This window comes from Nocardia sp. XZ_19_369, from assembly GCF_015355715.1.
GTDB lineage: Bacteria > Actinomycetota > Actinomycetes > Mycobacteriales > Mycobacteriaceae > Nocardia.
On record NZ_JACVED010000007.1, the window covers coordinates 232,889 to 255,090 of the forward strand.

Genomic DNA, 22,202 nt, shown 5'->3' on the forward strand with positions numbered 1-22,202 from the left:
CCCGATGGTCCCGCCGCCGGAGCGCGAAAGTTGTCCATTTTCACGCGGCCTCGGTGAGGAACTTGTCCAAATATGCCCATGTCGAGTCGCGGGCTTCCGGTCCGGTGAGGATGCCGAGGTGGCTGCCCGGAGAGGTTTCGAACCTGACCGAGGCCGCGCCGGTGAGCGTCCGGGTGCCCGCTTCGACGGCGGCGGCCGGGGTGATCACGTCGGTGGGACCGCCGACCAGCAGGACGGGGGCACTCACCTGGGCCAGCTCGATGCGCCGCTCACCGAGTTGAACGACGCCGCGGCCGATGTCGTTGTTCAGGATCAACCTGCCCCACAGCTGGCCGTAGAAGCGACCGGGGTAGCCGGGCATCTCGGCCATGAAGCGGTCGATGGTCTCCATCCGCGCCAGCGTCTCGGTGCGCGCGATATTGCTGGCGACGAACCACGGCCTGGTCAGCTCGCGGTCCCAGGCGGTGATCTTGTAGCCGATCCTGGTCAGCGGCGCGGGCACGCCACCGGCGGCGCGCACGAGCGTCGAGGTGGCGATCCCGCCGGTCAACTTGGCGACCGCGCGCAGCTGCGGGATGCCGGTCAGTTTGTCGTAGTCCAGCGGTGCGCCGACCGCGGTGATGGAGCGGATCGGCAGCTCGGCGTGCGCGGCGGCGGTGAGCAGCGCCAGCGTGCCGCCGAGCGACCAGCCCACCAGATCGACCGGCTTGCCGTCGCGATCGGCGGAGGTGCGCAGCACCGCCTCGGGCAGGATCTCGTCGATCCAGTCCTCGAAGCCCATCCGCCGGTCGCCGAAGGTGATGTCGCCATAGTCGATCACATACGGTGCGCGGCCGGTCGCCAGCAGGAAGCCGGCCAGGCTCTGGTCGGGGCGCAGGTCGAAGCAGGTCGCGGGCGCGGCCAGCGGCGGCACCAGCAGGACCGCGGAATCCGTTGCGGGCACGGCGGTTTCGGTGGCACCGGGGCGGCGCTCGAAGCGACGCAGCTGCCGATGCGGCTCGTCCCAGAGCACCGTCGACGGCGTGGGATCCGGTGCCTCTACGCCCGAACCGAAGGTCAGCGCCCAGGCGTTGCGGGCGGCGGTCGTGACGGTGTCCGCGATATTCACCTGGAGAATGTCTCACATCCGGTACCGGCGGTAACAGGCAAGTCTGGTTTGCGGTTACCGCTTGCCCATGGCGAGCGGATTCGCCGCAGGCACGATGGCCGCGTGCACTCGGTCGGCCAGCGGCGCGAGCGAGGTCGTCAGTTCGGTCACCGCGTCGGCGGACAGCACCGCGAGCGCGCCGTTCCAGGCCGCGTCGTCGGTGCTCTGCTCGACCCGCCCCAGCAGTTCGGCGCCGCTACCGGTCAGCGCCGGGCTGACCGGCTCCCCCTCGACCACTCCCCTGGCCCGCAATTCGTCGAACGCGTCCGCCCACTCCCGTTCGGACACCCCACGCGCCCCGCGCAGCACCGATTCGGCCGCCTTGCCCGCCGCCGCCTGCATGACCATCGCCTGCCGCCCGGTCAGGCCGTGCGTGGCCAGCGCGGCCACGTGCCCGTCGCCGCGATGCTCGCGCAGCGAGGTGGTCAGCTGCCAGAGCGCGCCCACCGGGTCCGCGGGCAGCGGCAGTGCCGCGTTCGCCGCGAACAGTGGCCGGCCCGTCGGGTCGGCCTGCTCCTGCGCAGGAGCGAGCAGCGAGACGGCGCGGGCACACTCCGCCTCACCGGCGCCGAGCTCACGCAACAGCGCGGTGGACAGGTCGAGCCTGACCTCGAGGCACTGCTCGGGGGTTGCCCGAGACCAGGCACCGGGCAGCGCTTTGCGCACCATTTCCGGATGAAAACCGGCGAAGATCGCCTCGACTGTGGCGGGCGTCACCGCACCGAGCGGCGCCGCCCGAAATGCGAAGTACGTTTGCCAGTAACCGCGCAGTCCGATCGCGACTCCGGCCTCCTTGACGCCGGTCCCGAAATAGACCACGTCATGTAGTGGCTCGAGAGTCTTCCAGATTTGCCGCGCGGGATGAATTGCCATGTGGCGCAGCGTACGTCGATGAACCATCGGACGATAGCCGAGTTCGGATTCCGAATAATCGACGGTGGCAATTCGAGCCACGCACAATATCACGCTACAATCGCACCGGACAATGAAAAGTTTCGCTCGACCGACTTGCCTGATCTGTGCGTGCACCGCCCAGCGGTACCGATCCGATCGGCATAACGAGCAGCGATTTCGTCGTCCAGGAAAATGTGCGCGCACCAGCTCCGCATCACCAGTGCGCCGCGCCGGGATCTCCCGAGGTAGCCGCCCAGTCGCGGCACCCGAAGATCTCCAGAGCGTGGCCGGGTGAGTATCACAGGCGGAGACGTGGTCGTCGCGGGCCGACCGGTCCGCCCCACCTCGTGCGCGCGGGACGCGATTACGAGGAAGGCACGAACCTGAGCAAGATCACTGTCGAACAGGAACCCGGGGTAGCGGAGACGCTGTTGACCGCCGAACTGGACGCAACACATACCGCACCGACATTTGCCGAATTGGGCGTTCGCGACGAAATCGTGCGCGCGCTCGACGAGATCGGCATCGAACGTACTTTCGCTATTCAGGAACTCACCCTGCCGCTGGCGCTGGCCGGCGAAGATCTCATCGGCCAGGCCCGCACCGGCATGGGTAAGACCTTCGGCTTCGGTGTGCCGCTGCTGCACCGCATCGCCACCGCCGACACCGGCACCACGCCGCTCGACGGCACGCCGCGGGCGCTGATCATCGTGCCGACCCGCGAGCTGTGCATCCAGGTCACCTCCGACCTGGAGAACGCGGGCAAGTACCTGAAGAACCACCACGGCTCCTTGAAGGTGGCCTCCATCTACGGTGGCCGTCCCTACGAGTCACAGATCGCGGCGCTGCGCAACGGCGTGGACGTCGTCGTCGGCACCCCGGGACGCCTGCTGGACCTGGCGAACCAGAACCACCTGATCCTGGGCAAGGTCGGCGTGCTCGTGCTGGACGAGGCCGACGAGATGCTCGACCTCGGCTTCCTGCCGGATATCGAGCGCATCCTGACCATGGTCCCGGACAAGCGCCAGACCATGCTGTTCTCGGCCACCATGCCGGGCCCGATCATCACCCTGGCCCGCACCTTCCTCAGCCGTCCGACGCACATCCGGGCCGAGGAAGCGCACGAGACGGCCATCCACGACCGCACCGCGCAGTTCGTCTACCGGGCGCACGCGCTGGACAAGAGCGAGCTGGTCGCCAAGATCCTGCAGGCCGAGGGCCGCGGCGCGACCATGATCTTCACCAGGACCAAGCGCACCGCGCAGAAGGTCGCCGACGATCTCGCCGAGCGCGGTTTCTCGGTCGGCGCCGTGCACGGTGACCTCGGTCAGATCGCCCGCGAGAAGGCGCTCAACAAGTTCCGCAAGGGCGGCATCGACGTGCTCGTCGCGACCGACGTCGCGGCCCGAGGCATCGACATCGATGACATCACCCACGTCATCAACTACCAGTGCCCCGAGGACGAGAAGACCTACGTGCACCGGATCGGGCGCACCGGCCGGGCCGGGCGCACCGGTATCGCGGTGACGCTGATCGACTGGGACGAACTGGGCCGCTGGGCCGGCATCGACAAGGCGCTCAGCCTGGGTATGGCGGAGCCGGTGGAGACATACTCGCGCTCGCCGCACCTGTTCGCCGAACTCGGCATTCCCGAGGGCGTGACCGGCACCATCCGCAAGGCCAAGCCGGCCGAGCGGGACGAGGACGCGGTCGTGGTGGAGCGCCCGGCGCGGGCCCCGCGCACGCGCAACCGCAAGCGCACCGTGCGTGGCAGGCCGATCGATGAGACCGAGTCGAACGGCACCGCCACCAACGGCACCGAGGTCTCCGCACCGCACGACGCACCGCCGAGCGAGGACGCGCCCACCGACGAGAACGGCGACCAGCCCGCCCGTCGTCGGCGCCGTCGCCGCAAGCCCGCGGGCGAGGCCGACAACGGTGGCGAAACCGCTACCGCCGACGCCTCGGCCGACCACGAGAACGGTGACGCGGAGTCCGGTGACCAGCCCGCGCGGCGCAGGCGTCGGCGTCGTAAGCCGGCCGGCGAGAACGGCACCGAAGACAGCGCCAGCACGGTAGAGCCCGCCACGGCTTCGGTCTGACCGGCCGGATCCGCTACTCTCGCAACCGTGCTCGCACCCGAGCGGCGAACGCGCGCCGACGTCATCTCCGCTGCCGCGATCGCCGCACTCGTGGTGATCGCGGCGGTGGCGGTGTGGGTGCGCGGCGATGCGAGCGGCACCGAGTCGGTGACCGCGAGCTCGCCCGTGCCGACCCCGGTGGCCGCCGACCAACTCCCGACCTCGCTGCGTGAACTGTGGCACGCGCCCAACGCCGCGAGCGCCCGGGCACTGACCGCTGGTGGCGTCGTCGTCACCGGCGACGACGGCACGGTCACCGGTCACGACCCGCTGACCGGCAAGGACCTGTGGTACTACCGGCGCGACATGCCGCTCTGCGGGATCGAGAGCCAGTTCAGCACCGTGGTCGCGGTGTATCTGGACGAGCGCGGCTGTAGTCAGGCCACGCTGCTGACCGGCGACAGTGGTGCCAGGCGCACCGCGCGCAGCAGCTACATGGATCCGTCCGTGCGGCTCTCCGTCGACGGCACCTATGTGCTCGCCCAGGGGCCGGAGCGGCTGGAGATGTGGCGCTCGGACCTGGTGCGCACCATCGAGTACGGCTTCGTCGATGCGCCGGTGAACGTGAAAACCCAACCGCGCAAAGGCTGCACGCTGCTGTCCGCCGGCTCGAGTCCGTCGCGGCTCGGTGTGCTGGAACGCTGTCCCGAGGACGCCGCCAACCGGCTGACCATGCTGAATCCCGCGCCGAAGGACAACACGGTGCCCGAGGAGTCCGGCTCGCACGTCTTGTCCGGCCCCGGCGCGGACTCCCCCGACGCGCGGGTACTCGCGGTGTCGGACAACAGGATCGTGCTTTACCTGCCCGGCACCCCGGCGGCCGGCGGGGCGGAGGCGGCCGCGCCCCGGCTCGCCGTTTACGACGCATCTGGTAATCCCATTGTGGTGCACCAGCTTTCGGCCCCGCTGAGCGACAAGACCGCGACCACCCGAATCGGTTCGGCCTACCTGGTTTTCACCGGCAACAGCGTAATCGCCTTGAACGGCAGCACTTTCGACCCGATCTGGACCGCGGCCGGCGCGCTCGGCTCGCCCAGCATGATGGCAGGCAGGCTGCTGATGCCGACCTCGGGTGCGATCGCCGCGCTCGATCCCGCGTCCGGCGCCGAGGTGGGCCGCATTCCGGTGGACCGGCCCGGCTACAGCGGCGCGCCCATCTCGCTCGCGGTGCTCGGCACGACGATCCTCGAGCAGCGCGGCACCGAGCTCTACGCCCTCGGCTGACCGGCGGTAGACCGGCCGGACGACCGGGCGGCGCACCGGTGAACCATGATGGATCCATGTCCGTACTCGACGATGCCCGGCTGGTGCTGCTGCGCCACGGCGAGACCACCTGGTCCACCCTGCACCGCCACACCGGCCGCACCGACCTGCCGCTCACCGAGCGCGGCGAGGCGCAGGCCCGGGCGGCAGGCCCGCTGCTGAGCGCCTTGAAGCTGCGCGATCCGCTGGTCTTCACCAGCCCACGCCAACGCGCGCGGCAGACCGCGGAGCTCGCCGGACTGACCACGAGCACGGTCGACGACGACCTCGCCGAATGGGACTACGGCGACTACGAGGGCCTGACCACCCCGGAGATCCGGGAGAGCGCGCCCGGCTGGACCATTTGGACCGGCGCGGTGCCGGGCGGCGAGTCCGCAGACGCGGTGCAGGCCCGCGCCGATCGGGTGCTCGCCACCGTGGCGCCCCGGCTACCCGAGCGGGATATCGTGCTCGTGGGGCACGGACACTTCTCCCGGGCGTTGATCGCCCGCTGGGCCGAGTTCGACATCAGGGAGGGTCGCCGGTTCGCCATGTCCACCGGCGCGCTGACCGTGCTCGGCCACGAACACGACGTGCGAACCATCTTGGCGCACAACCTGGTTCCCACCGCTGAGGGAGAAACACTGTGACTGTAGAACTGCGCCGCGCCGTCCCCGCCGACGTGCCCGGCCTGGTCGGCCTCGTCCATGAACTGGCCGAGTACGAACGGGCCAGCGACCAGTGCACCGTCACCGCAGCCCAACTCGACACCGCGCTGTTCGGCGCCGAGCCGAAGGTTTTCGCCCATGTGGTGGACGAAGACGGCGAGCTGGTCGGCTGCGCGATCTGGTTCCTCAACTTCTCCACCTGGAACGGCGTGCACGGCATCTATCTGGAAGACCTCTACGTCAAGCCGGAGACGCGCGGCAAGGGTTACGGCAAGGCCCTGCTCGCCGCGCTGGCAAAGGAGGCCGTGGACAACGGCTACAGCAGGCTCGACTGGGCCGTGCTGACGTGGAACACACCCTCCATCGATTTCTACGAATCCCTCGGCGCCGCAGTGCAGAACGAGTGGGTGGGCTACCGCCTCACGGGTGAGCCACTGGGCAAGCTCGCCAAGGAAGCGCGGTAAGTGCACCGACGATGACGTGGCTCGAACATTTCGACGAGGACGCCTGGCCGAGCACCCCGGACGCGGCCATAGCGGTGCAGGACGAGTTGCGGCCGAAGGTCGAAACCACCAGGCAGGCCGGGGAATTCGGCACCATCGCCGGACTCGACTCCGCCTACGCCGAGACCGGCGAGGTAGCCGCGGCCGTGGTGGTGTTGCGCGCGACCACCTTGGAAACCATCGAAACGGCTGTCGCACACGGCACTTCGAACTTCCCCTACCACCCCGGCTTGCTCGCGTTCCGCGAATTACCCACGACCATGCGGGCATTGGCGCAACTCGACGCCGCACCGGACCTACTCGTCTGTGACGCACAGGGTTTGGCGCATCCCCGCCGTTTCGGCCTGGCCTGCCACCTCGGTGTGCTCACCGGCATCCCGACGATCGGCGTCGCCAAGTCCGTCTGGGGCGACTACCGCGAACCGGGTCCCGAGCGCGGTGCCCGCACGGACATCACCATCGACGGCGAGATCGTCGGCCGCGCCCTGCGCACCAGGACGGACGTGAAACCCGTCTTCGTCTCCGTCGGCCACCGCATCGATCTGGACACCGCGTGCGCCCAAGTGCTGGCCCTCACGCCGCGCTACCGGCTCCCCGAAACCACCAGGCGCGCCGACTCGCTGTGCCGCGCCGAGCTACGCGCCGCACTCAGCGCATAGACCCGCGCGACAGTCAGCTCGACGGATCAGATTTCTCCGGCTCGATGGCGTAATCGGCGGCCATCCACCGCGTAGAGGCCGGGGCGAACAGCAGCACCAGCGCGGCCACGACGACCACGCCGAGCAGCGTGCCCCACACCGGCTGGTGTGAATCGGTCAGCAGCGACCAGGTGACCGGCAGCAGCAGCAACTGGGCGATCACGGCGATCGCCCGCCCCCAGCGCTTGCCGAGCAGCAGACCGATGCCAGCGGCGAGCACCGCGCCACCGAGGATGCCGAACCAGGCGGCGGTGCCGTACCCGCTGGCCGCGGTCTGGTCGTGGCCGAGCAGCCCGCGCACGATCAACACCAGCGCGACGATCACGGCGACCGCCCCCTCCAGCGTCACCAGTCCACCCGCGCCGCGCACCGTCCTCGGCACGCCACCGTCACCCTTGCGTTCAGCCACCCGGCAAGCCTACGACCCGTCGTAGTGGCCGTCCTCCCGACCGCTCCGGTTCAGCGGCTTTTCGGACCGGATCCGCCGACGATTAGGCTGCGGGTCGTGCGGACGCTGCTGATCGTGAATCCGAATGCCACCTCGACCACTCCGGCGACTCGGGATCTGCTGGCGCACGCGCTGGAGAGCCGCACGCAGCTGACCGTCGCGCACACCCAGCATCGCGGCCATGCCGCCGAATTGGCCCAGTGGGCCGCCACCAACGAGATGGACCTGATCGTCGTGCACGGCGGCGACGGGACGGTCAACGAGACCATCAACGGCTTCCTGCCGCTGCCCGAACTCAACGACGGGCAGGCCTGGCTGCCGCGGCTCGGGGTGATCCCCGGCGGCTCGGCGAACGTGTTCGCGCGGGCGCTCGGAATCTCGCCGGACCCGGTGACAGCAACCAACCAGCTCATCGATCTGCTGACGCTGGATCGGGACCGCAGGATCGGGCTCGGCCTGGCCGACGACCGGTGGTTCACCTTCAGCGCGGGCGTCGGCCTGGACGCCGATGTCTGCGAGGCGATCGACGCCAGTCGCGCCGACGGCAAGACGGCCACCCCGGCCCGCTACCTCCGGACAACCGTGCGGCAGTTCTTCCGGGCCCGGCGCAAGGAGCCGACCGTCCGGATCGAGGTCCCTGGCCACGAACCGGTCACCGACGTGCATTACGCCTTCGTAACGAACACAACCCCGTGGACCTACCTGAACACCACCCCGGTGCACACCAACCCGGGCACCAGGTTCGAAGACGGACTCGGCGTGTTTGCCGTGCGTTCGATGTCTGTACTGCCTACACTGCTGCTTGCCAGACAGCTCTTGGCAGTCGACGGAAACCCCAAGTCTCGCAATTTGTTTCGCGAAGACAACGTTCCGTCCGTGCGTATCGAGACGAAGGAACCCATCGGTCTGCAAATCGATGGCGACTTTATCGGGAAGCGCAACGTGGTGGATTTCACGGCCGTGCCCGCCGTCTTGGATGTCGTGGCGCCGCGACCTGAGTGATGCACGAAACGCACGAAAAACATCGTGGTAGTGCTGCGAAAACTGGGTAGAGCGAGTACAAAGGACCGGGCAGGTTCCCCTAGCGGGGGCCGTTAGAGCGTGAGCTTCCCCACGGTGCACCAGATACCTATTGACATCTACGGTGTTCGTGAAAGCATTCACAAGCAACCGTGCGGAAACATTCGAGTCGCACAAGTGAACGATCCACAAACCGTCGGCGCCATTTGCGGCGCCCAGCAAAGGAGCAGAGGAATGGACTGGCGCCACAAGGCCATCTGTCGCGACGAGGACCCCGAACTGTTTTTCCCGGTGGGTAACAGTGGTCCTGCGCTCGCGCAGATTGCCGATGCCAAGCTGGTCTGCGCTCGCTGTCCCGTAACCGCTGACTGCCTGTCCTGGGCCCTGAAGTCCGGACAGGATGCCGGCGTGTGGGGCGGTATGAGTGAAGACGAGCGCCGGGCGCTCAAGCGTCGCAACGCACGCACGCGCACCCGCACCGTCGTCTAGCAGACGATCGGATTTACCGGACCATTCAGCCCCGGTCCGGTGAACGCATTTAAGCCCGGCACCTTCGAGGTGCCGGGCTCTCTTGTGTCCCAACGCATATAACGAAACGGCTACTAGCGACCGGAGCGACGGCCCAGCGGAACACGAAGTACCGCATCGGTTCCGATATCCGCGCCGGGGTGCAGGCCGATGGAGCCGCCGAGTTCGGCGGTCACCAGGGTGCGCACGATTTGCAGGCCGAGCCGGTCCGAGGATTCCAGGCTGAATCCGCTGGGCAGCCCGCGGCCGTCGTCGCTGATGATCACGTCGAGCCAGCGCGCGGAACGCTCGGAACGGATTGTCACCGTGCCGTCTTCGCCCGAATCGAAGGCGTGCTCGATCGCGTTCTGCACCAGTTCGGTGAGCACCATCACCAGCGGGGTCGCGCGTTCGGCGGAGAAGACGCCGAGCGAACCCGCGCGGCGCACCTTGATCCGCGCGGTGTGCACGGTGGCCACGTCGGCCATGATCGGTAACAGCCGGTCGACGACCTCGTCCAGGTCGACCTCTTCGTCCACCGACATGGACAGCATCTCGTGCACCGACGCGATCGAGGTGACCCTGCGCACCGACTCGGTGAGCGCGACCTGCGCCTCCTCGTTCTCGGTACGCCGCGCCTGTAACCGCAGCAGCGCGGCGACGGTCTGCAGATTGTTCTTCACCCGGTGGTGGATCTCCCGGATGGTGGCGTCCTTGCTGAGCAGCGCGCGATCGCGGCGTTTGACCTCGGTGACATCGCGCACCAGCACCGCGGCACCAGCCAATTCGCCGTGCGGGCGCAGCACCAGGGTGCGCAGCAGCACGGTCGCGCCGCGCGCCTCCACCTCCATCCGGCGGCCGGTGCGGCCGGCCAGGGCGGCCTGGATGTCGCCGACCACCTCCTGGGCGTCGAACGGATCGGTGATCAGCGAACGGGTGAGCACCGCCAGATCCTGGCCTGCGAGATCGGCCTGCAGGCCCATCCGGTGATAGGCGGACAGGGCGTTCGGGCTGGCGTAGACGACGATGCCCTCGGTGTCGAGCCGGATGAAACCGTCACCGGCGCGCGGGCTGGAGTGCGTGGCCGCGCGGTCCTCGGTGGTCGGGAAGGTGCCGTCGGCGATCATCTGGCACAGGTCGTCGGCGCAAGCGACATAAGCGATTTCGAGGGTGCTGCGCACCCGCGAGCGCTGCACGTCGGTGTCGCGGCTGAGCACCGCGATGACATCGTCGCCGCAGCGGACCGGGATGGCCTCGCGGATCGCGTGCACCGGAGTCGGGTGATAAACGCCCGCGGTCTCCACGTCACGATCGGCGCGGACGATCTTGCCCGACATCAACGCCTCGAACACCTGCGGATGATCGGCCTGCAGGGCCAGGGTGCCGACCAGGTCCTCGTGGTGCACGGTGGACGCCGTGGTCGGGCGGCACTGCGCGACACACACGATGTCGGCGCCCGCCGCGATCGGTCCCGCACCGACCCACAGCTGCAGATCGGCGAAGGACAGATCGGCAAGCAGCTGCCAATCACCCACCACCCGCTGCAGGTGATCCACGGCGACGCCGGGTAAGTCGGTGTGTTCGGCTAATAGCTCGCTCAGCGTCGCCATGAAGATCTACCGCTAACGTTTTCTAGGAGATGACGGCGATTAGGTGACCGGCTTTGATGGCGTCGCCCTCTTTGACGCCGATCGAGGTGACGGTGCCGCCGACCTCGGCCAGCACCGGGATCTCCATCTTCATCGACTCGAGGATCACCAGGGTGTCGCCCTCCTTGACCACGTCCCCCTCGTTCACCACGACCTGGTAGACGACGGACACCAGCTCGGCGAGCACTTCCTCGGCCATGACACCCCATTCACTCGGTTGGTTCACGCGGCTCGCCCGGCAGGTTCGAGCAGCCGAGCCGTGCGGCCTGTATCCGCTGAAGGTATAGCCAACCACACGTGAAAGAATGGCCTTCAATCAGAAGGGAGACTACTCATGGGTAAGCGCGGACGTAAGAAGCGTAGTCGCAAGGGCAACGCAGCCAACCACGGCAAGCGGCCAAACGCCTGAGCGAGAGCTCGGCCGAAAAACGCAGAGCGGCACGCACTTCCGTAAGGAAGGCGTGCCGCTGGTGTTTGCGTAGGACCTAGGAGTCGGAGGTCTCGATCGTGGTTTCGACCTGGGTGATCGTGACAGTCTTGCGGATCTCGAAGGTCAGTCGATCGCGCAGGGCGTCCGGTGCGCGGTCGCCACCGCATTTACGGCTCAGCAGACCCTTGATCTTCTCCTCGATGCCGTAGGCCTCGATGCAGGGTGAGCAATGGTCCATGTGGTGCTGCAACCGGGCACGGGTCTCGTCGTTGCACTCCCCGTCCAGCATCAGCCAGATATCTGTGAGCACAGCGGTGCAGTCGAGATCCATATCCGGGTCCCGCTCGGTCATGACTCCATCTCGCTGACGCTCGATTCCGTCATGCCCGATGGCGCTGCGCCTGCGATTCGTTCGCTGCGCTCTCTCATGACTGCTTGACCTCCTGGCGTTCCCCCGAACGGTTGAATCCACGTTCGCGCGCCACATCGGCGAGCAAACCCTTGAGCTGCTTGCGGCCGCGGTGCAGCCGGGACATCACGGTACCGATGGGGGTGCCCATGATGTCGGCGATTTCCTTGTACGGGAAGCCTTCGACATCGGCGTAGTACACGGCCATCCGGAATTCCTCCGGCAGCTCCTGCAGCGCGGCCTTGATGTCGTCGTCGGGCAGCGCGTCCAGGGCCTCGACCTCGGCCGAGCGCAGCCCCTGCGAGGTGTGCTCGGCGGTAGCCGCGAGCTGCCAGTCGGTGATCTCGTCGGTCGGGTACTGCGCGGGCTGGCGCTGCTTCTTGCGGTAGGAGTTGATGTAGGTGTTGGTCAGGATCCGGTACAGCCAGGCACGCAGATTGGTGCCTTCCTTGAAGGACTTGAAACCCTGGAACGCCTTGACGTAGGTCTCCTGCACCAGGTCTTCGGCATCGGCCGGATTCCTGGTCATCCGCAGCGCGGCACCGTAGAGCTGGTCGAGCAGCGGGAGCGCGTCGCGCTCGAACCGCTGGGCCAGCTCGGTTTCGTCGACCGCGGCACCGACACCGTCGGTCACCACGTCAGTGTCCGATTCGCGGCCCTCGCGGGTCCCTCCGTGGTTACGCTGCGCTGCCTCCTCCGGGCCCGTCGCTCGCGCCACATGGTCGCTCGTCACACCTGTCCCTTCGATCGCCGTACCTGCCAAATCTACCGGCACTGGCAATTCGAAGGGGAATCCGGCTTCCGTCAGCGACGCCGTCGTCCCTCTCGGACGTTCGTCGAGCAGCAGGGGCACCGACATCTCCTTCACGTCGTTCACGGGGCTGATCAGTCGCGAGGCCGGGGGTTTCGTCCCGGCCGGGCGCTGTGTATTCGCTTCCAACATGCGGGACACGCCCTGTGTTCCCGCAGCGAAACTCCAGCACCGCAAAATCCATTGCGGTCCGGGCGGGTCTGCTCGCTAAGGTGTCCGCCATGGCAGGAGCCTCGACCCCGGCGATCCGGACCCTGACGCAGGCCAAGGTTGCCCATCGGGTGCACGCCTACCAGCACGACCCGCGCGCCGACTCATACGGCACCGAAGCGGTGGACGCGCTGGCCGGCGAACTCGGGGTGACGGCGGCGCAGGTCTTCAAGACACTGGTGCTCGAACTGGCCAACGGCTCGCTCGCGGTGGCCGTGCTTCCGGTGCCGAATACGTTGTCGCTCAAGGCCGCTGCGGCCGCGTTCGGGGTGTCGAAGGCGGCCATGGCCGACAAGGTGAAGGCCGAACGCAGCACCGGATATGTGCTCGGCGGCATCTCCCCGCTCGGCCAGCGCAAGCCGTTGCCGACCGTGGTGGACGAGTCCGCGCTGTCCTGGGATCGCATCCTGTGCAGCGCCGGGCGGCGCGGGCTGGAGATCGAGCTGGCGCCGGCCGACCTGGTCCGGCTGACCTCGGCGGTGACCGCCACAGTGAGGACCGGGTAATCCACTCGATTCGACACAATCTGTGCGTCAATGGACGGGCCAGATTCGTCCGACTCGAGGATGTGATGCGAAATGCCCGCGCACCAGCGTGTACGCACCGTGATCGTCGCCCTGCTCGGAACTCTCGCCCTGACCCTCGGCGCGGTGGCGCTGCAAGCCCCGACGGCCACCGCGGCGCCGCCGACGGCGGCCCAGATCGACTTCCCCTTCGACGGCCTCGGCAAAGACGACGCCCCGAGCACGCCGAACGCCCCCAAGGCGGACGAGAAGGCGGGCAAGGCCGAGAAGCTCGGCGGCACGGTGACCAGCAAGGTGATCGACCTGGTCACCGGCATCGTCAAGTGCGGCCTGAATATCGCCAGCCCCAGCGTGAAGTGCTCGATCTGACCCGCTGATCGGAGGCCGGGCGGTCAGAGCATGCTGATCTGCCCGGCTTCTTCCTGCTCGCTCGCCTGCGCGAGCAGTTCGGGGCCATTGTTCTTCACGCTGTTCACCAGCGACGGCACCGGTCGCGCCACGATGCCCGCGATCACGTCTTCGCCGGGCGTCTCCAGCAGGCTCGACGGCGCGGGGTGGTCCGGGTCGAGCCAAGCGTCCCAGTGCTCCCTCGGCATCGGCAGCGGCATCCGGTCGTGGATGCGGGTCAGATCGCCGATCGCGTCGGTGGTCAAGATGGTGCAGGACAGCAGCGGCTCACTGTCGGGCAGCGACCGGTCCCGCCACACCGACCACAGCCCGGCCATATACAGCCGGGAGCCGTCCTCCTGGGCCATGAAGAAGGGCTTCTTGGCCACCTTGCCCTTGGCCGCCGGGTCCGGCTCGACCACCCACTCGTACCAGCCGTCCATCGGCACCAGGCAGCGCCGGTACTTCACCGCGTCCCGGAACGAAGGCGTGGTCGCCGCCTTGTCGGCGCGGGCATTGAACAGCGGTTTGCCCTTCACCGGCACTCCCGGTTCGGCGACCTTGGTCCACACCGGGATCAGGCCCCAGCGCATCCGCCGCAGCCGCAGCTTGGGCTCATCGTCTTTGTGGCCGTGCTCGTGCCGCTCCACCACGGTGAGGATCTGGGTGGTCGGCGCGACGTTGTAATTGGTGAAATTGCCCGAGCCCGGCGTGCTTTCGGTTTCGTCGATCGCATCCAGCTCGACCGCGAGCCGGCCGGGGTCTGTCGTGGTCGCATATCGTCCGCACATATCTCGATACTTCCACCTCCCACCGACACTCTCATGGACAATTGATCCATAGCTGGTGACCAGTTGAGAGTTTTGACCTAACATTCTCTCAGAGGATGGGTGGTCGCTGTGCCCGTCCGCTGACGCATGCGCGCCCCGACCGGCCACCGCCAGGAGCAACCGGGATCGACGTCGTCCCGAGCAATCACCGGCAAGAGGAGAGACTCACCGTGACTTCCACCGACATCAAACCGGCCGACAACGATACGGCGCTCACGTCGGTCAACCCGGCGACGGGCGAGGTCATCGGCACCTACCCGATCGCGGACGAGGACGCGGTGCGCGCGGCCGTCGCGAAGGCCCGCACGGCCGCCGCCACCTGGGGCGCGTTGAGCTACGACGAGCGCAAGACGCATCTGCTGCGCTGGTCGAGCCGGCTGGTCGCGGATTCCGACGAGTTCTGCCGGCTGATCCACGCCGAGAACGGCAAGCCGCTCGACGACGCCTTCCTGGAGCTCATGCTCGCGCTCGAGCACATCGCCTGGGCGGCCAAGAACGCCAAGAAGGTGCTGTCGCCCAAGAAGGTCTCCCCCGGCGCGTTCATGGCGAACTTCGCCGCCAGGGTCGAGCAGCGCCCGCTCGGCGTGGTCGGCGTGATCGGCCCGTGGAACTACCCGGTCTACACCCCTAACGGCTCGATCGGTTACGCGCTCGCCGCGGGCAACACCGTGGTGTTCAAGCCGAGCGAGTACTCCACCGGCATCGGCAATTTCCTGGCCGAGGCGTTCGCCAAGGCCAACCCCGATCTGCCCGAGGGCGTGTTCAGCACGATCAACGGTTACGGCGCCACCGGCGCGGCCCTGGTGAAGTCGGGCGTCGACAAGCTCGCGTTCACCGGCTCCACCGCGACCGGCAAGCGGATCATGGCCGCCGCCGCCGATAATCTCACCCCGGTGCTGCTCGAATGCGGCGGCAAGGACGCGGTGATCGTCGCGGGTGACGCGGACGTGAAGGCCGCCGCCGACGCGGTGGCCTGGGGCGCCACCGCCAACAGCGGCCAGACCTGCGCGGGCGTGGAGCGGGTGTACGTCGACCGGTCGGTGCGCGACGAGTTCGTCGCCGAGGTGAAGCGGATCCTGGAGAAGGTCGGCCCCGGTTCGGGCGCCGACGCCTCCTACGGCCCGATGACCATGCCGAGCCAGGTCGATATCGTGCGCCGCCACATCGAGTCCGCGCTGAAGAACGGCGGCACCGCCGTGCTCGGCGGCCCGGAATCGGTCAAGGCGCCGTTCATCGAGCCGGTGGTGCTGGTCGACGTGGACGAGAACTCCGAAGCGGTGCAGGAGGAAACCTTCGGCCCGACGGTCACCATCCGCACCGTGGACGGCGTGGACGAGGCGGTCGAGCTGGCCAACAGCTCCAAGTACGGGCTGTCCTCGGCGGTGTACTCGAAGAAGAACGGCCTGGAGATCGCGCGCAGGCTGCACGTCGGGGCCACCTCGGTGAACTCGGTGCTCGCCTTCGCCGCCATCCCCGGCCTGCCGTTCGGCGGCGTCGGCGATTCCGGCATCGGCCGCATCCACGGCGAGCCCGGCCTGCGCGAATTCGCCCGTCCGCACTCGATCGCGGTGCAGCGCTTCGCGATTCCCGGCATGGCGCTGCTCAGCTACTCGCGCACCCAGTCCACCATGAAGCTGCTGCGCAAGCTGGTTCCGTTCCTGCACGGTCGGCACAAGTAAGTACACCGCCCGCGTGTCCGGCCGGATGATGGGCGAAGATGGACAGGTGAGTTTCTGGCCAGCGCCCCATGTCGATGTCCCTGTGCACGCGACCGTGACCCTGCCTGGATCGAAGTCGATCACGAACCGGGCATTGATCTTGGCTGCCCTGGCCGACGGGCCGTCGACGCTGTCCGGCGCGCTGCGCAGCCGAGATACCAACCTGATGATCGCGGCTCTGTGCGCACTGGGCACGAGTATCGAGGGTGACGGTGACACGCTCACCGTCACCCCCGCCCCGTTGCGCGCCGGTGCCGTCGACTGCGGGCTCGCGGGCACCGTGATGCGTTTCCTGCCGCCGGTGGCCACACTCGCCGCGGGCGAGGTGGCCTTCGACGGTGACGCGCAGGCCAGGGTGCGCCCGCTCAGCACCATCCTGGACGCGCTGCGCGGCCTCGGCGCCGACATCGACGGCGATGCGCTGCCGTTCCGGGTGCACGGCAAGGGCGCGCTGCGCGGCGGCACGGTGACCATCGACGCCTCCGGGTCCTCCCAGTTCGTGTCCGGGCTGCTGCTGTCGGCGGCGCGGTTCGACGAGGGCCTGATCGTGCACCACGACGGCAAGGCCCTGCCGTCCATGCCACACATCGAGATGACCGTGGAGATGCTGCGCCGGGCCGATGTCCAGGTGCAGGCGCCCGAGCACAGCCGCAAGGCGCAGACCTGGGAGGTTTCTCCCGGTCCGATCCGCGCGGTGGACTGGGACGTCGAGCCGGATCTGTCCAACGCGACCCCGTTCCTGGCGGCCGCCGCCGTCACCGGCGGCGAGGTGAAGATCCCGCACTGGCCGCGGCTGACCACCCAGCCCGGCGACGTGATCCGCGAGATCCTGGTGCGGATGGGCGCCGAGGCGCGGGTCTTCGACGGTGTGCTGACCGTGCAGGGCCCCGACCGCCTGGCCGGCATCGACATCGACCTGCACGACGTCGGCGAGCTGACGCCGACCGTCGCAGCCCTTGCGGCACTGGCCGATTCGCCGTCGCATCTGCGCGGCATCGCGCACCTGCGCGGCCACGAGACCGACCGGCTCGCCGCACTGTCCACCGAGATCAACCGGCTCGGCGGCAAGGTCACCGAGACCGAGGACGGACTCGAGATCGAGCCCGCCCAATTGCACGGCGGCCGCTGGCATTCCTACGCCGACCACCGAATGGCCACCGCCGGAGCGATTCTCGGGCTGCGGGTGCCCGGCATCGAGATCGAGGACATCGGCACCACGGCCAAGACGCTGCCGAATTTCGTTGCGCTGTGGGAGCGGATGCTCGATCCGACGCGCTCCGATCAGGAGGCGGCGCACTGAGGAAGCGCGAGTACGACGAATCCGACGTCCGGGTCCGCCCGGGCAAGAGTTCGCGTCCCCGCACGAAAACCCGTCCGCAGCACAATGATGCGGAATCCGCGATGGTGGTCGCGGTGGATCGCGGCCGCTGGGGCTGTGTGCTCGGCGGCGACCCGAACCGGCACATCGTCGCCATGCGCGCCAGAGAACTGGGGCGCACGCCCATCGTGGTCGGCGATCAGGTCGACGTGGTCGGCGATCTGTCCGGCCGGCCCGACTCGCTGGCCCGCATCGTGCGGGTGACCGACCGCCGAACGGTGTTGCGGCGCACCGCCGATGACACCGATCCGTTCGAGCGCATCGTGGTCGGCAATGCCGAACAGCTGTTCATGGTGGTCGCCCTGGCCGACCCGCCGCCGCGCACCGGCTTCGTCGAACGCTGCATGGTCGCCGCGTACGCCGGTGGGCTGCACCCGGTGCTGTGCCTGACCAAACACGATCTGGCCGCCGAGTCCGAATTCGCCGCCGCCTTCGAGGATCTCGACCTCACCATCGTCTACGGCGGGGTCGACGACCCGCTGGAGCCGGTGCTCGAGCTGCTCACCGGACGGCTCACCGCGTTCATCGGCCACTCCGGCGTCGGCAAGTCGACGCTGGTGAATCGCCTTGTGCCGGACGCGTATCGGGCCGTCGGCGAGGTGTCCGGCGTCGGCAAGGGCAAACACACCTCCACCCAGTCCGTCGCGCTGCCGCTGCCCGACGGTGGCTGGGTCATCGACACCCCGGGTATCCGCTCGTTCGGCCTGGCCCACATCACCCCCGACGACGTGGTCGCCGCCTTCAGCGACCTCGCCGCCGCCATCGAGGACTGTCCCCGCGGCTGCACCCACCTCGGACCGCCCGCCGACCCGGAGTGCGCGCTGGACAAACTGCCCGGCAAAGAGCGCCGGGTGGCCGCCATCCGACTGCTGCTCACCGCGCTGAACTCCAACGAGCACTGGCAGAACAACAGCGGACCACGGCCGATCGACTAGCTGCGCAGCGCTTCGCTGGATCGGTCCTGCCCGTCCGGCTGGCCGGGAGCGAACGGCCACTCCTCGAACCAGGTGCAGCGGCCCTCCCCGTCGAAGCGCAACACCCATAGGTCGCGCCAGCGCGCCGGTTGACCGGGGTATTCGACCTCCGCCCGGACGACGGCGGTCAGTCCGTCCACGGCGACGACCTCGGGCTCCATCGAGAACGTCTCGTCCGGCCCGTCCCGCCCGGCTTCCCAGAATTTCGCCAGCGCTGGTAGCCCGGTGAGCGGTTCGGCCCACGGGGAGACTTGGTATCCGACTTCGGGGGCGAAGAGGTCGCCGAGCTTGTCCGTGCCCGGCGATCGCCAGGCCCGTTCATATTCGCTGACCCATGCCTCAACTGTGCTTCGGTCCACCCAGAAAAAAGTACGCCTCTTCAGCACCCGCCACGCGGATTCCGCCCCAAAGAGGGCCGCGCTGCCCCGCACCGACCAGCCGCACAGGTCCTGATTTTCCGCACACGGAATCGCATGCGAAACCCTGTGCGGGAAATCGAAAGGTGTGCGGCCGACCGGGCTGTGCGGCGGAAACGCAAAAGGCGCCCAGGACCGGAGTCCTTGGGCGCCTTTGCGTTTCAGCTACACCACGTCAGTGGCGGCGACGCGGCTTCGGTGCGCGCTTCGGCTTTTCCTGCGAGCGGGCGGCCTCGCGGCGCTCGCGGCGGGTGGTGCCGTCGCCGTACTCCTCGGCGTCGCTGTGCACCTCGCGGTGCCCGCCCTCGTCGGGTCCGGAGTAGCTGAGACCACGCTGGTTACCGGAGTCGATGCCCTTGGCACGCAATGCCGCCGGAGCGGCGGTGCCGTTGCCGACGGGCGCTTCGTCGGTGGGCAGCGGACGCGGCGCGGCCATCGCACCGACCGGCGAACGCAGGCCCTGATCGACCGAGACGCCGTCCGGCTGCGGCTGCTGCACCTCTACCTGCAGGTTGAACAGGAAGCCGACCGACTCCTCCTTCAGGCCCTCGAGCATCGCCGTGAACATGTCGAAGCCCTCGCGCTGGTATTCGACCAGCGGGTCGCGCTGCGCCATGGCCCGCAGGCCGATGCCCTCCTTGAGGTAGTCCATCTCGTAGAGGTGTTCGCGCCACTTGCGGTCGAGCACCGAAAGCAGCACCTGCCGTTCGAGATTGCGCATGCTGCCCGCGCCGGCCAGCCCGTCGATCTCGGCCTCGCGCCGCGCGTAGGCGTCGTGCGCGTCGTCGAGCAGCGCTTCGAGCAGCTCGTCGCGGGTGAGATCGCCCGCCTCGCCGACCGCGGTCTCGCCGGTCAGGTCCTTGTAGTTGATCTTGACCGGGTACAGCGTCTTGAGCGCCGTCCACAGCTTGTCCAGATCCCAGTCCTCGACGTAGCCCTCGGCGGTGGCGCCGTTGACGTAGGCGGTGATCACGTCCGTGATCATGCCCTGGACCTGGCCCTCCATGTCCTCGCCGCGCAGGATCCGGTTGCGCTCGCCGTAGATGATGGTGCGCTGCTGGTTCATCACCTCGTCGTACTTGAGCACGTTCTTGCGGATCTCGAAGTTCTGCTGCTCGACCTGGGTCTGCGCGCTCTTGATCGCCTTGGAGACCATCTTGGCCTCGATCGGCACATCGTCGGGCAGGTTGAGCCTGGTCATGATCGCCTCGAGCGCGGCGCCGTTGAAGCGGCGCATCAGCTCGTCGCCCAGCGACAGGTAGAACCGGGACTCGCCGGGGTCACCCTGACGGCCGGAACGACCACGCAGCTGGTTGTCGATGCGGCGCGACTCGTGCCGCTCGGTGCCGAGCACGTAGAGCCCGCCCGCCTCGCGCACCCGATCGGCGTCCGCCGCGGTCTGCGCCTTGACCTGCTCCAGCGTCGGCAGCCAGGCCTGCTGGTAGGCGTCGGGCGTCTCGACCGGGTCGAGGCCCTCCCGACGCAGAATGAGGTCGGCGATGATGTCGGGGTTGCCGCCGAGCACAACGTCGGTACCGCGACCGGCCATGTTCGTCGCGACGGTCACCGCGCCGGGCCGCCCGGCCTCGGCGATGATCTCGGCTTCCTTCTCGTGGAACTTCGCGTTGAGCACGGTGTGCGCGATGCCGCGCTTGGTGAACTGCTTGGACAGGTACTCCGAGCGCTCGACGCTGGTGGTACCGATCAGCACCGGCTGGTCCCGCTCGTGCCGCTCGACCACGTCGTCGACCACGGCCGCGAACTTGGCCTCTTCGGTCTTGTAGATCAGGTCGGACTGGTCGGCGCGGACCATCGGACGGTTGGTCGGGATCGGGACGACGCCGAGGTTGTAGATCTGGTGCAGCTCGGCGGCCTCGGTCTCGGCGGTACCGGTCATGCCGGACAGCGTGTCGTAGAGGCGGAAGTAGTTCTGCAGGGTGATCGTCGCCAGGGTCTGGTTCTCCGGCTGGATCTCCACCCCTTCCTTGGCCTCGATCGCCTGGTGCATGCCCTCGTTGTAGCGGCGCCCGACCAGGATGCGTCCGGTGAACTCGTCGACGATGATCACCTCGCCGTCGCGGACGATGTAGTCCTTGTCGCGGGTGTAGAGCTCTTTGGCCTTGATCGCGTTGTTCACGTAGCTGACCAGCGGCGAGTTGGCGGCCTCGTAGAGGTTGTCGATGCCGAGCTGATCCTCGATGAACTCGACGCCGGCCTCGTGCACGCCGATGGTGCGCTTCTTGATGTCGACCTCGTAGTGCAGGTCCTTCTTCAACAGCGGTGCGATACGCGCGAACTCGGCGTACCACTTGCTGGAGGCGTCGGCCGGACCCGAGATGATCAGCGGGGTCCGCGCCTCGTCGATCAGGATGGAGTCGACCTCGTCGACCACGGCGAAGTTGTGCCCGCGCTGCACCAGATCGTCGAGCGAGTGCGTCATGTTGTCGCGCAGGTAGTCGAAGCCGAACTCGTTGTTGGTGCCGTAGGTGATGTCGGCGCCGTAGGACACCCGCCGTTGCGCGGGCGTCATGCCGCCGAGGATCACGCCGACCTCGAGCCCGAGGAAGCGGTGCACGCGACCCATCCACTCGGAGTCGCGCTTGGCGAGATAGTCGTTGGTGGTGACGATGTGCACGCCGTCGCCGCTGATCGCGTTGAGGTAGGCGGGCAGCACCGAGGTGAGCGTCTTGCCCTCACCGGTCTTCATCTCGGCGATGTTGCCGGTGTGCAGCGCGGCACCACCCATGATCTGCACCTTGTAGTGCTTCTGGTTGAGCACCCGCCAGGAGGCCTCCCTGGCCACCGCGAAGGCCTCGGCCATCAGCGCGCCGAGCGGATCGGCCGCGCCGTCGGCGACCATGTCGGAGTAGCGCTCGCGGAATTCGTCCGTCTTGCCGCGCAGCTCGGCGTCGGTGAGTTGCTCGTACTCCGACTCGAGGTCGAGAACCTGATCGGCGAAGTTGGCGAGCCGCTTGACCATGCGACCCTCACCAATCCGTAGCAACCTCGTCAGTGTCAGCGCAGGCACGGGTCTCGTCAGTCCTCTGGTCGGTGTGTCATTCGTGTCGTCGTCGGCGCCGGGCCGAGGGGTGGACTCACGGCCGGCGTGCGGGTTCGCGCCACGAGTGCGGAATCCGCTGCACGCTTCATGGTAATGCGGCGCCGTACGTCAGTGCCGACGAGCAGCGCCTTTCGGCA

Annotated in this window: 23 protein-coding genes; 13 read left to right on the forward strand and 10 right to left on the reverse strand. The window is 68.1% G+C overall.

Annotated elements, in window-relative coordinates:
- Nucleotides 1-40: 40 nt before the first annotated feature.
- On the reverse strand, nt 41-1,108 hold the full coding sequence (locus IBX18_RS26270; protein ID WP_194836191.1) for an alpha/beta fold hydrolase: 1,068 nt from the start codon (nt 1,106-1,108) through the stop codon (nt 41-43).
- Between the two features lie 54 nt (nt 1,109-1,162).
- Complete coding sequence (locus IBX18_RS26275) at nt 1,163-2,020, reverse strand: hypothetical protein (protein ID WP_194836192.1); 858 nt, start codon at nt 2,018-2,020, stop codon at nt 1,163-1,165.
- A 368-nt stretch (nt 2,021-2,388) separates the two neighbouring features.
- Between IBX18_RS26275 and IBX18_RS26280 the strand changes: the two genes are divergently transcribed.
- Genes IBX18_RS26280 through IBX18_RS26300 form a run of 5 tightly spaced genes read left to right on the forward strand, consistent with a single transcriptional unit; the run spans nt 2,389 to nt 7,254 of the window.
- On the forward strand, nt 2,389-4,143 hold the full coding sequence (locus IBX18_RS26280; RefSeq protein ID WP_194836193.1) for a DEAD/DEAH box helicase: 1,755 nt from the start codon (nt 2,389-2,391) through the stop codon (nt 4,141-4,143).
- A 27-nt stretch (nt 4,144-4,170) separates the two neighbouring features.
- Nucleotides 4,171-5,406 carry a PQQ-binding-like beta-propeller repeat protein gene (locus IBX18_RS26285; RefSeq protein WP_194836194.1) on the forward strand — a complete coding sequence of 412 codons (1,236 nt, stop codon included), beginning with the start codon at nt 4,171-4,173 and terminating at the stop codon, nt 5,404-5,406.
- Nucleotides 5,407-5,462: 56 nt separating this feature from the next.
- Nucleotides 5,463-6,074 carry an acid phosphatase gene (locus IBX18_RS26290; RefSeq protein ID WP_194836195.1) on the forward strand — a complete coding sequence of 204 codons (612 nt, stop codon included), beginning with the start codon at nt 5,463-5,465 and terminating at the stop codon, nt 6,072-6,074.
- Nucleotides 6,071-6,556 (forward strand): GNAT family N-acetyltransferase, encoded by a 486-nt coding sequence (locus IBX18_RS26295; RefSeq protein WP_194836196.1) that lies wholly within the window; start codon nt 6,071-6,073, stop codon nt 6,554-6,556. The genes IBX18_RS26290 and IBX18_RS26295 overlap by 4 nt, the downstream gene beginning before the upstream one ends.
- Nucleotides 6,557-6,567: 11 nt before the next feature.
- Nucleotides 6,568-7,254, forward strand: a complete 687-nt coding sequence (locus tag IBX18_RS26300; RefSeq protein WP_194836197.1) for an endonuclease V — start codon at nt 6,568-6,570, stop codon at nt 7,252-7,254.
- Nucleotides 7,255-7,267: 13 nt separating this feature from the next.
- Here the strand turns inward: IBX18_RS26300 and IBX18_RS26305 are convergent, their stop codons facing one another.
- A complete protein-coding gene (locus IBX18_RS26305; RefSeq protein ID WP_234391228.1) occupies nt 7,268-7,702 on the reverse strand; it encodes a hypothetical protein in 435 nt (144 codons plus the stop codon).
- 96 nt (nt 7,703-7,798) lie between these two features.
- On the opposite strand from IBX18_RS26305, the gene IBX18_RS26310 reads away from it, so the two are divergent.
- On the forward strand, nt 7,799-8,743 hold the full coding sequence (locus IBX18_RS26310; RefSeq protein ID WP_107658972.1) for a diacylglycerol kinase family protein: 945 nt from the start codon (nt 7,799-7,801) through the stop codon (nt 8,741-8,743).
- Nucleotides 8,744-8,995: 252 nt separating this feature from the next.
- On the forward strand, nt 8,996-9,250 hold the full coding sequence (locus IBX18_RS26315; protein ID WP_011211115.1) for a WhiB family transcriptional regulator: 255 nt from the start codon (nt 8,996-8,998) through the stop codon (nt 9,248-9,250).
- A gap of 113 nt (nt 9,251-9,363) precedes the next feature.
- Here IBX18_RS26315 and IBX18_RS26320 read toward each other — a convergent pair whose 3' ends face one another.
- A complete protein-coding gene (locus tag IBX18_RS26320) occupies nt 9,364-10,878 on the reverse strand; it encodes a sensor histidine kinase (protein WP_107658973.1) in 1,515 nt (504 codons plus the stop codon).
- A gap of 22 nt (nt 10,879-10,900) precedes the next feature.
- A complete protein-coding gene (locus tag IBX18_RS26325; protein ID WP_107658974.1) occupies nt 10,901-11,116 on the reverse strand; it encodes a biotin/lipoyl-binding carrier protein in 216 nt (71 codons plus the stop codon).
- Between the two features lie 135 nt (nt 11,117-11,251).
- On the opposite strand from IBX18_RS26325, the gene IBX18_RS43490 reads away from it, so the two are divergent.
- On the forward strand, nt 11,252-11,326 hold the full coding sequence (locus IBX18_RS43490) for a 50S ribosomal protein bL37 (protein WP_022597109.1): 75 nt from the start codon (nt 11,252-11,254) through the stop codon (nt 11,324-11,326).
- Nucleotides 11,327-11,402: 76 nt separating this feature from the next.
- Here the strand turns inward: IBX18_RS43490 and rsrA are convergent, their stop codons facing one another.
- The gene (gene rsrA, locus IBX18_RS26330) at nt 11,403-11,699 is read right to left on the reverse strand and encodes a mycothiol system anti-sigma-R factor (RefSeq protein ID WP_194836198.1); all 297 of its coding nucleotides are present in this window, start codon (nt 11,697-11,699) and stop codon (nt 11,403-11,405) included.
- Between the two features lie 73 nt (nt 11,700-11,772).
- Nucleotides 11,773-12,615, reverse strand: a complete 843-nt coding sequence (locus tag IBX18_RS26335) for a sigma-70 family RNA polymerase sigma factor (RefSeq protein WP_373889237.1) — start codon at nt 12,613-12,615, stop codon at nt 11,773-11,775.
- Nucleotides 12,616-12,788: 173 nt separating this feature from the next.
- Between IBX18_RS26335 and ybaK the strand changes: the two genes are divergently transcribed.
- Entirely contained in the window at nt 12,789-13,283 is a 495-nt protein-coding gene (gene ybaK / locus IBX18_RS26340; protein WP_194836199.1) for a Cys-tRNA(Pro) deacylase, read from the forward strand.
- 72 nt (nt 13,284-13,355) lie between these two features.
- Nucleotides 13,356-13,670 carry a hypothetical protein gene (locus IBX18_RS26345; protein ID WP_194836200.1) on the forward strand — a complete coding sequence of 105 codons (315 nt, stop codon included), beginning with the start codon at nt 13,356-13,358 and terminating at the stop codon, nt 13,668-13,670.
- A gap of 23 nt (nt 13,671-13,693) precedes the next feature.
- Here the strand turns inward: IBX18_RS26345 and IBX18_RS26350 are convergent, their stop codons facing one another.
- Nucleotides 13,694-14,479 (reverse strand): SOS response-associated peptidase, encoded by a 786-nt coding sequence (locus IBX18_RS26350; RefSeq protein ID WP_194836201.1) that lies wholly within the window; start codon nt 14,477-14,479, stop codon nt 13,694-13,696.
- Between the two features lie 209 nt (nt 14,480-14,688).
- Here IBX18_RS26350 and IBX18_RS26355 point away from each other — a divergent pair, with 209 nt between their 5' ends.
- Genes IBX18_RS26355 through rsgA form a run of 3 tightly spaced genes read left to right on the forward strand, consistent with a single transcriptional unit; the run spans nt 14,689 to nt 18,549 of the window.
- Nucleotides 14,689-16,197, forward strand: coding sequence for an aldehyde dehydrogenase family protein (locus IBX18_RS26355; protein ID WP_194836202.1), 1,509 nt, complete (start codon nt 14,689-14,691; stop codon nt 16,195-16,197).
- A gap of 28 nt (nt 16,198-16,225) precedes the next feature.
- Nucleotides 16,226-17,536 carry a 3-phosphoshikimate 1-carboxyvinyltransferase gene (gene aroA, locus IBX18_RS26360; protein WP_194836502.1) on the forward strand — a complete coding sequence of 437 codons (1,311 nt, stop codon included), beginning with the start codon at nt 16,226-16,228 and terminating at the stop codon, nt 17,534-17,536.
- Nucleotides 17,533-18,549 carry a ribosome small subunit-dependent GTPase A gene (gene rsgA / locus IBX18_RS26365; protein ID WP_107660880.1) on the forward strand — a complete coding sequence of 339 codons (1,017 nt, stop codon included), beginning with the start codon at nt 17,533-17,535 and terminating at the stop codon, nt 18,547-18,549. The genes aroA and rsgA overlap by 4 nt, the downstream gene beginning before the upstream one ends.
- Here the strand turns inward: rsgA and IBX18_RS26370 are convergent.
- Together IBX18_RS26370 and secA are read right to left on the reverse strand one after the other, a co-directional pair.
- Nucleotides 18,546-18,947: a nuclear transport factor 2 family protein gene (locus tag IBX18_RS26370; RefSeq protein ID WP_135233015.1), complete on the reverse strand. Its 402-nt coding sequence runs from the start codon at nt 18,945-18,947 to the stop codon at nt 18,546-18,548. The genes rsgA and IBX18_RS26370 overlap by 4 nt on opposite strands.
- 232 nt (nt 18,948-19,179) lie before the next feature.
- On the reverse strand, nt 19,180-22,032 hold the full coding sequence (gene secA / locus IBX18_RS26375) for a preprotein translocase subunit SecA (protein ID WP_194836203.1): 2,853 nt from the start codon (nt 22,030-22,032) through the stop codon (nt 19,180-19,182).
- Nucleotides 22,033-22,202 lie beyond the last annotated feature (170 nt).